This is a genomic window from Sphingobacterium litopenaei, from assembly GCF_014692495.1.
In the GTDB taxonomy this organism is placed as follows: Bacteria; Bacteroidota; Bacteroidia; order Sphingobacteriales; family Sphingobacteriaceae; genus Sphingobacterium; species Sphingobacterium litopenaei.
Genome location: NZ_JACOIJ010000062.1, coordinates 1 through 6,635, shown reverse-complemented (window position 1 = coordinate 6,635; position 6,635 = coordinate 1). Strand labels below are relative to the sequence as shown.

Here is a 6,635-nt window from a genome sequence, read left to right as displayed (position 1 = left end):
CGATGTGACTGAATGATGTTTTTCCTCAACTAATTTAACACACTTAAGTTTAAATGTTAAATCATATTTGACTTTTCGTTCCATAAAAATACCCCCAGAAAGTGTCTAACTTTTTGGGGGCAGTGCAAATTAATCGAGCCTTTTTTTATCAACCAAAAATAAGATGCAAATAAAAAAAGGACACATTGCTGTATCCTTCTATATCTTAATATCCGAAGATTAACCTAACTTGTTAACTAATTTAGTTAATTTAGATTTGTTGTTAGAAGCTTTTTTCTTGTGGATAACGTTTTTCTTAGCCAAACGATCAAGCATAGAAACAACACGTGGTAATAATGCTTTCGCTTCAGTAGCGTCAGTTGTATTACGTAATTTTTTGATTGCGTTACGAGTTGTTTTTGCTTGGTAACGGTTTCTTAAACGCTTCGCAGCGTTAGCTCTAATTCTTTTAATCGCTGATTTATGATTTGCCATTTCTATTAGCTATATATTTTATAATACTTTTTATATTAAATTCGGATTGCAAAAATAACGAGTATTATTCAATATTCAAAATCTATTTTCAAGTTTCTATCCGAATCCTTTAATTACTCTGCAAAGATAAACAAAATATAGCAGTTATTTATCTAACATCTTTATTAAAGCTAAAATTAAGTATTTTTGCATCATGCAAAAATTGTCTATGGACCAACTCAATAGAGTTGATATTGAATCCTTCAAAGAATTAGAAAAAACACCTATTACTATAGTATTGGATAATGTGCGCAGTATGCACAATGTAGGATCTGCCTTTCGTACGGCTGATGGATTCGCTATCGAGCAAATCATTCTATGTGGTATCACAGCCACGCCTCCACACCGCGAAATCGAAAAAACGGCTTTAGGCGCTACGCAATCCGTACAATGGACACATTATAAAGAAACGACAGATGCCGTTCAAGCATTAAAAGAGCAAGGTTATAAAATCCTGGCTATCGAACAAGCAGAAGGTTCTGTTTCTTTAGAGCAATTTGAAATATCGGAAAACGACAAATACGCATTCGTTTTCGGCAATGAGGTCCATGGTGTGGATGAAGAAGTCATAGAACAGGTAGACGGCTGCATCGAAATTCCGCAATTCGGTACTAAACACTCATTTAACGTATCCGTAACTATCGGGATCGTACTTTGGGATATCCTGAAGAAAATAAAGTTTTAATAAAAAAAAGACCGAATAGAGTAAGCATTATTTCCAGAAGTCGTTACAAAATAGTAGATTTGCTCTGCTAAAAATTAGAACAATGAGTGTATTAGTAAATAAAGATTCAAAAGTTATCGTTCAAGGTTTCACTGGAACAGAAGGTACTTATCACGCGTCTCAAATGATTGAATACGGAACGCAAGTTGTAGGTGGTGTTACACCTGGTAAAGGTGGTCAAACTCACTTAGACCGTCCAGTATTCAATACAGTACAAGATGCTGTAGATGCTACAGGTGCTAATGTTTCTATTATTTTCGTTCCACCAGCATTTGCTGCAGATGCTATTATGGAAGCTGCTGCTGCTGGAATCGCATTAATCGTTTGTATTACAGAGGGTATCCCTACTAAAGATATGATTCAAGTAAAATCTTACTTGAGTGACAAAAATTCTCGTTTGATCGGCCCTAACTGTCCTGGTATCATTACTGCTGAAGAAGCTAAAATTGGTATCATGCCAGGTTTTATCTTCAAAAAAGGTAAAGTAGGTGTTGTTTCAAAATCAGGTACATTGACTTACGAAGCAGTAGATCAAACTGTGAAAGCTGGTTTAGGTATCACTACAGCTATCGGTATTGGTGGTGACCCTATCATCGGAACTACAACTAAAGAAGCTGTAGAATTATTAATGAACGATCCAGAAACTGAAGGTATCATCATGATTGGTGAAATCGGTGGTGGTATGGAAGCTGAAGCTGCTCGTTGGATCAAAGAAAACGGTACAAAACCAGTAGTTGGTTTCATCGCTGGTCAAACTGCGCCTCCGGGACGCCGTATGGGTCACGCTGGTGCGATCGTAGGTGGTGCTGATGATACTGCTGCTGCTAAAATGGCTATCATGCGTGAGTGTGGTATCCGCGTAGTGGAATCTCCTGCTGAGATCGGTAAAGCTATCGCTGAAGAATTAGCTAAATAATATTTTCAATATATACAATGTATTAAAAAGGAGACTTCGAAAGAGTCTCCTTTTTTGTTTTGAAAAGATTTCTGATCTATTGTACAATCGAAGCGTTTTGTTCTTTCTTATCTTCGTATTCTTCTATCAAACGATTCAGTTCATTGATATCCAAATCTGATTTAATATCCACGAAAACATGATCTTCACTATCTTTGATACCCAACATGATATTCTTAACTTTGTCACCTTTCATTTTCGTATTGATAGTAATTCTTGCACCCTCGCTGTATAAACTCATTAATTCCTCAAAATTGTTTTTAGCTAAGTAGCTGTTGAATTTATCGGATAGATTAGTGGTAGTAGCACCCGACACAGCCATAAATTTGATTTTCTTAATCTTTTTGATGGCCATGGCTAATGCTGGATCATCTTCTTTAAGTTCTTTCATCTTGCCAATGATAAAAGATTTCATGAGTATGCGTGGTACATTGATTGATACAATTTCTGCATCATTGGAGAAGTCTGATTTCTTAGCAAACTCCATATTTGATCCTCTTTTGATCATGCAACTTTGCATGCTCCACACTAAGAGTAAAAGAAGTATAATTCGTAGGCTTTTCATGATATAGTAATTAAATGTTAGTATTAATTTTTGCTCACAAGTGCATTAAGATCATCATATTTCAAAGCACCATCCAATATCATAAAGATCGTTTCGCCATCTCCAGAATTTATACTTAATAACAAATTACTCAAGAAATCACCATCCACATTCTCTGCTAAAAACTTGATATTATTTCCTTCTGAATTTATGGCAATCAATTCCTCGTATTTTAAATTTCGAATCGCTGAGCTTACATCATTTTGAATGGAAGATCCTGCATTTTCAAAAATCAACATCTTAATGGAATTCACTTTACTCAACAAAGGCTTGATGGTTTCCAAATCCGAATCGCTCATCTTCATCTTATTCAACATTTTGAACATTGGTTTGCCGATTTTTATAGAAGTCACACCTTTGTGCTCTTTATACTGCTCGAATATTTGATCCAATTTGGAGATCTGAGCCTGTGTCATACTGCATACGAACAGACTGATAAGTACTAATATGGTTTTCATTGCTTTCATAATCTATATTTCTATTTTAAGGTATTTAATATTTTCTACTCCTTCCATTCCTTTTTTGAGATTTGATGTCGCGAGGTGAAGTGCCGTTTCTGTTATTTCTAAAGCTTTTTCTTCATCATAAATTCGAACACCGTTAATCTCTACATACATCTCATCTTCTGGCTCTACTGTTTCAACTACTTGAGCTTTTCTTTCTACTTTTTTGACTGAAGCCAATTGTGCAGGTGCATAAACTTTTTTTATTGGATCAGCTATTGTTTCTTCTTTTGGCGTTTCATCTTTGACTGAGTTATAATTATCAACAGTTTCTTTTGTTTCGGTTTGCTGATAAGCTATATGTGATTCAATCTTAACTGTATTTCTAATTATCAATTGTTGCACAAAAAAGAAACCCAACAATAAAGAAGCTGCAATACTTGTAAACAGCATAATTCTACGTTTTAATGGAATTACTTTTGCTTGCTTCACATCCTCCTCTACTTCGTTTGTCTTTTCTAAGAAAGATTCAAAATCCCAGTCCATTTTTTCAGCTGGTTCTTTTAAGGAATTAAAGAATTCCTCATTTTCCAATTCTTTCAATCGACGCTCCTCTTCTAGCGAAGTATTTCCTGCAAAATACTTTTCTATCAGCTTATCCAATTCTTCTCTTTTCATACTCAAACACTTTAGTTAAGTTTTCTCTAACAGTTGTTCTAGCTCTTGATAAGTTGACGCGAACTGCATTTTCTTCCAATTGTGCCATTTCTGCTATATCAATAATTTCATACTCTTCGATATCTCGCAGATACATGACCAATCTTTGCTTTTCGGGCAGTGCATCTATCATTTTCAGCACCAATTCTTTTGTTAGCGAAGGATATTGTTCGGGTTGAATATCGGCTGGCAATTGGTTTAAATATTTAGCTTGTCTACCTAATTTATCTACTTTGTTATACGCTAAATTTCTGACCATCTGCATCGAAAAAGCTTCCACATTCTGTATACGCTCCAATTGACTGCGCTGCTCCCAAAGTTTCAACATCACTTCTTGAACTAAATCGTAAGCATCTTCTTGATGTTCTAAAAACCTATTCGCAAATCGGTACAACTTGTCCTTCAGAACAAACACCGTATTTTTAAAGGTTTCTTGATTCATCATAGATTAATAACGCTTATTTAATAACAAGACAGATTGTGTTAAGCTTTTATTACATGGAAATTGAAAAAAAAATAGAATTAAATATTAACACATTGATTATTAACCATTTAAAAATATTATTATTTATTTGTAGTGAGAATAGGCTTTGGTAGTATTATGTATTTTATTACCATCTTTTATCAAAAAAGAATAACTTTAGTTATCTAATCTAAAATAGAAATAATCCGATGAAAAAACAGTTCTTATTTTGCATTCTCTTTGTGTTTATACTACTCAAAGGCTATGCGCAAGAAGTAGATGAAGAATATATTAAAGCGAATTATGACAAGACCGAAGAGTATATCACCATGCGGGACGGCGTGAAGTTATTTACATCCATTTATACTCCAAAAGATAAATCTCAGAAATATCCTATCCTACTCAATCGTACTCCTTATACCTTAGCTCCTTATGGCGAAGACAAATACAAAAGTTCATTGGGAAATTTTCCGCAGATGGCGAAAGAGAAATACATTTTCGTGTATCAGGATGTACGCGGTAAATGGATGAGTGAAGGTGTTTTTGAGAATATTAGACCTACACGTTCTAAAGATAACAAAGCAAAAATCGATGAGAGTACGGATACTTACGATACTATTGATTGGTTGGTGAAAAAATTAAAAAACAACAATGGCAAAGTGGGTATGTATGGTATTTCCTATCCTGGATTTTATTCTACTGTAGCTTTAGTAGATTCACATCCAGCATTAAAAGCTGTTTCTCCACAGGCTCCTGTAACGGATTGGTTTATTGGTGACGATTTTCGTCATGGAGGTGCTTTATTTTTAATGGATGCTTTCCGCTTCATGTATACCTTCGATGCTCCAAGACCAAAACCGATGACCAATGCTGATGCGCCTAAAGGATTTAACCTAATCTCAAAAGACTACTACAAATTCTTCTTGCAAAATCCATCTATAGGCAAATTAAAAGATGAGTATTTAGGACATACCGTAAAATTTTGGGATGATCTTGCCAAGCACCAGACTTTAGATACCTTTTGGAGCAGCAGAACAATCACGAACTATGTGAATAATGTAAAACCAGCTGTAATGATCGTAGGTGGAACTTTTGATGCAGAGGATACCTATGGTGCGTTTGAAACATACAGACAAATAGAGCAAAGAAATAAAGTCAATAACAATATTTTGGTTATCGGTCCTTGGTTTCACGGTGGATGGGTTCGTTCAGCTGGAGATTCATTTGGAGATATTCGCTTCGGAGAGAAAACAAGTCTTACTTATCAAGAAAAGTTTGAACTTCCATTTTTTGATTATTATTTGAAAGGTAAGGGAGATTTTAAAGCTGCTGAAGCTAATATTTATTTTTCTGGTTCCAACGAATGGAAAACCTTTGCACAATGGCCTCCTAAGGAAACTTCAACAAAAACTTATTATTTGAAACAAAATCAAAAGTTAAGTACAGCTCAACCTCAAAATAATAATGCTTATACAGAATATATTTCAGATCCTAACAAACCTGTACCTTTTCAAGAAGGAATTATTACAGAGCGTACACGTGAATACATGATTGCCGATCAACGTTTTGTAGCCAATAGACCGGATGTTTTGGTTTTTGAAACAGATATTTTGGAAGAAGATTTAACTTTGGCTGGGCCTATTACTGCTGATCTGAAGGTTTCGATGACCGGCACTGATGCAGATTTTATTGTGAAAGTAATAGATGTCTACCCAGATGCTACAAATTCGACATCTCCTCTTTCGGAGAAAGTCGTAATGAAAGGCTATCAAATGTTGATTCGTGGTGAAGTATTGAGAGGAAGATTCCGTGAGGGGTTTGATAAAGAAAAAGCTTTTAAACCTAATGAAATTACTACAGTGAAATTTACCTTACCTGATGTAGCTCATACCATCAAAAAAGGACATAAATTGATGATTCAAATTCAACATACGTGGTTCCCACTAGTAGATAGAAATCCCAATCAAATGATTGATGTTTTTAAAGCTAAAGAGGAGGATTTCATTAAGAATACGCATCGACTTTATTTTGATAAAAACAATTCGAGTAGTATTTCATTCAGTACATTATAAACAAAAGGGATTCAATCTGCACTGCCCCCAAAAAGTTAGACACTTTCTGGGGGCATTTTTTATGGAAAGAAAAGTAAAATACAATTTAACATTTAAGAAGACTTGTATTGATTTATACTTTAAATCGTCACAATCAATATTAAG

The 6,635-nt window shown here is 34.7% G+C and carries 8 protein-coding genes; 3 read left to right on the top strand and 5 right to left on the bottom strand.

The genetic code is table 11. The annotated features are described in order from the left end of the window. Positions 1–219 precede the first annotated feature (219 nt). Positions 220–474, bottom strand: a complete 255-nt coding sequence (gene rpsT, locus H8B04_RS16560; protein ID WP_165290191.1) for a 30S ribosomal protein S20 — start codon at positions 472–474, stop codon at positions 220–222. Between the two features lie 193 nt (positions 475–667). On the opposite strand from rpsT, the gene H8B04_RS16555 reads away from it, so the two are divergent. Next, positions 668–1,198 (top strand): RNA methyltransferase, encoded by a 531-nt coding sequence (locus H8B04_RS16555; RefSeq protein ID WP_190303044.1) that lies wholly within the window; start codon positions 668–670, stop codon positions 1,196–1,198. A gap of 82 nt (positions 1,199–1,280) precedes the next feature. Further along, on the top strand, positions 1,281–2,153 hold the full coding sequence (sucD, locus tag H8B04_RS16550) for a succinate--CoA ligase subunit alpha (protein ID WP_165290189.1): 873 nt from the start codon (positions 1,281–1,283) through the stop codon (positions 2,151–2,153). 76 nt (positions 2,154–2,229) lie between these two features. Here the strand turns inward: sucD and H8B04_RS16545 are convergent, their stop codons facing one another. The 4 genes from H8B04_RS16545 to H8B04_RS16530 all read right to left on the bottom strand — a co-directional run bounded on the left by H8B04_RS16545 (position 2,230) and on the right by H8B04_RS16530 (position 4,401). Further along, positions 2,230–2,700: a DUF4252 domain-containing protein gene (locus tag H8B04_RS16545; RefSeq protein WP_223815482.1), complete on the bottom strand. Its 471-nt coding sequence runs from the start codon at positions 2,698–2,700 to the stop codon at positions 2,230–2,232. Positions 2,701–2,780: 80 nt separating this feature from the next. Next, complete coding sequence (locus H8B04_RS16540; protein WP_223815481.1) at positions 2,781–3,263, bottom strand: DUF4252 domain-containing protein; 483 nt, start codon at positions 3,261–3,263, stop codon at positions 2,781–2,783. A 3-nt stretch (positions 3,264–3,266) separates the two neighbouring features. Continuing rightward, the gene (locus tag H8B04_RS16535; protein ID WP_190303043.1) at positions 3,267–3,917 is read right to left on the bottom strand and encodes a hypothetical protein; all 651 of its coding nucleotides are present in this window, start codon (positions 3,915–3,917) and stop codon (positions 3,267–3,269) included. Beyond that, positions 3,895–4,401: an RNA polymerase sigma factor gene (locus H8B04_RS16530; RefSeq protein ID WP_206366779.1), complete on the bottom strand. Its 507-nt coding sequence runs from the start codon at positions 4,399–4,401 to the stop codon at positions 3,895–3,897. Before H8B04_RS16530 ends, H8B04_RS16535 begins: the two co-directional genes overlap by 23 nt. Positions 4,402–4,628: 227 nt before the next feature. Between H8B04_RS16530 and H8B04_RS16525 the strand changes: the two genes are divergently transcribed. Further along, positions 4,629–6,491, top strand: a complete 1,863-nt coding sequence (locus H8B04_RS16525) for a CocE/NonD family hydrolase (RefSeq protein WP_190303042.1) — start codon at positions 4,629–4,631, stop codon at positions 6,489–6,491. Positions 6,492–6,635 lie beyond the last annotated feature (144 nt).

Coding starts and splice junctions, on each gene's coding strand:
- rpsT (WP_165290191.1), bottom strand. CDS start 474: ATGGCAAATCATAAATCAGCGATTAAAAGAATTAGAGCTAACGCTGCG.
- H8B04_RS16555 (WP_190303044.1), top strand. CDS start 668: ATGCAAAAATTGTCTATGGACCAACTCAATAGAGTTGATATTGAATCC.
- sucD (WP_165290189.1), top strand. CDS start 1,281: ATGAGTGTATTAGTAAATAAAGATTCAAAAGTTATCGTTCAAGGTTTC.
- H8B04_RS16545 (WP_223815482.1), bottom strand. CDS start 2,700: ATGATCAAAAGAGGATCAAATATGGAGTTTGCTAAGAAATCAGACTTC.
- H8B04_RS16540 (WP_223815481.1), bottom strand. CDS start 3,263: ATGAAAGCAATGAAAACCATATTAGTACTTATCAGTCTGTTCGTATGC.
- H8B04_RS16535 (WP_190303043.1), bottom strand. CDS start 3,917: ATGAAAAGAGAAGAATTGGATAAGCTGATAGAAAAGTATTTTGCAGGA.
- H8B04_RS16530 (WP_206366779.1), bottom strand. CDS start 4,401: ATGATGAATCAAGAAACCTTTAAAAATACGGTGTTTGTTCTGAAGGAC.
- H8B04_RS16525 (WP_190303042.1), top strand. CDS start 4,629: ATGAAAAAACAGTTCTTATTTTGCATTCTCTTTGTGTTTATACTACTC.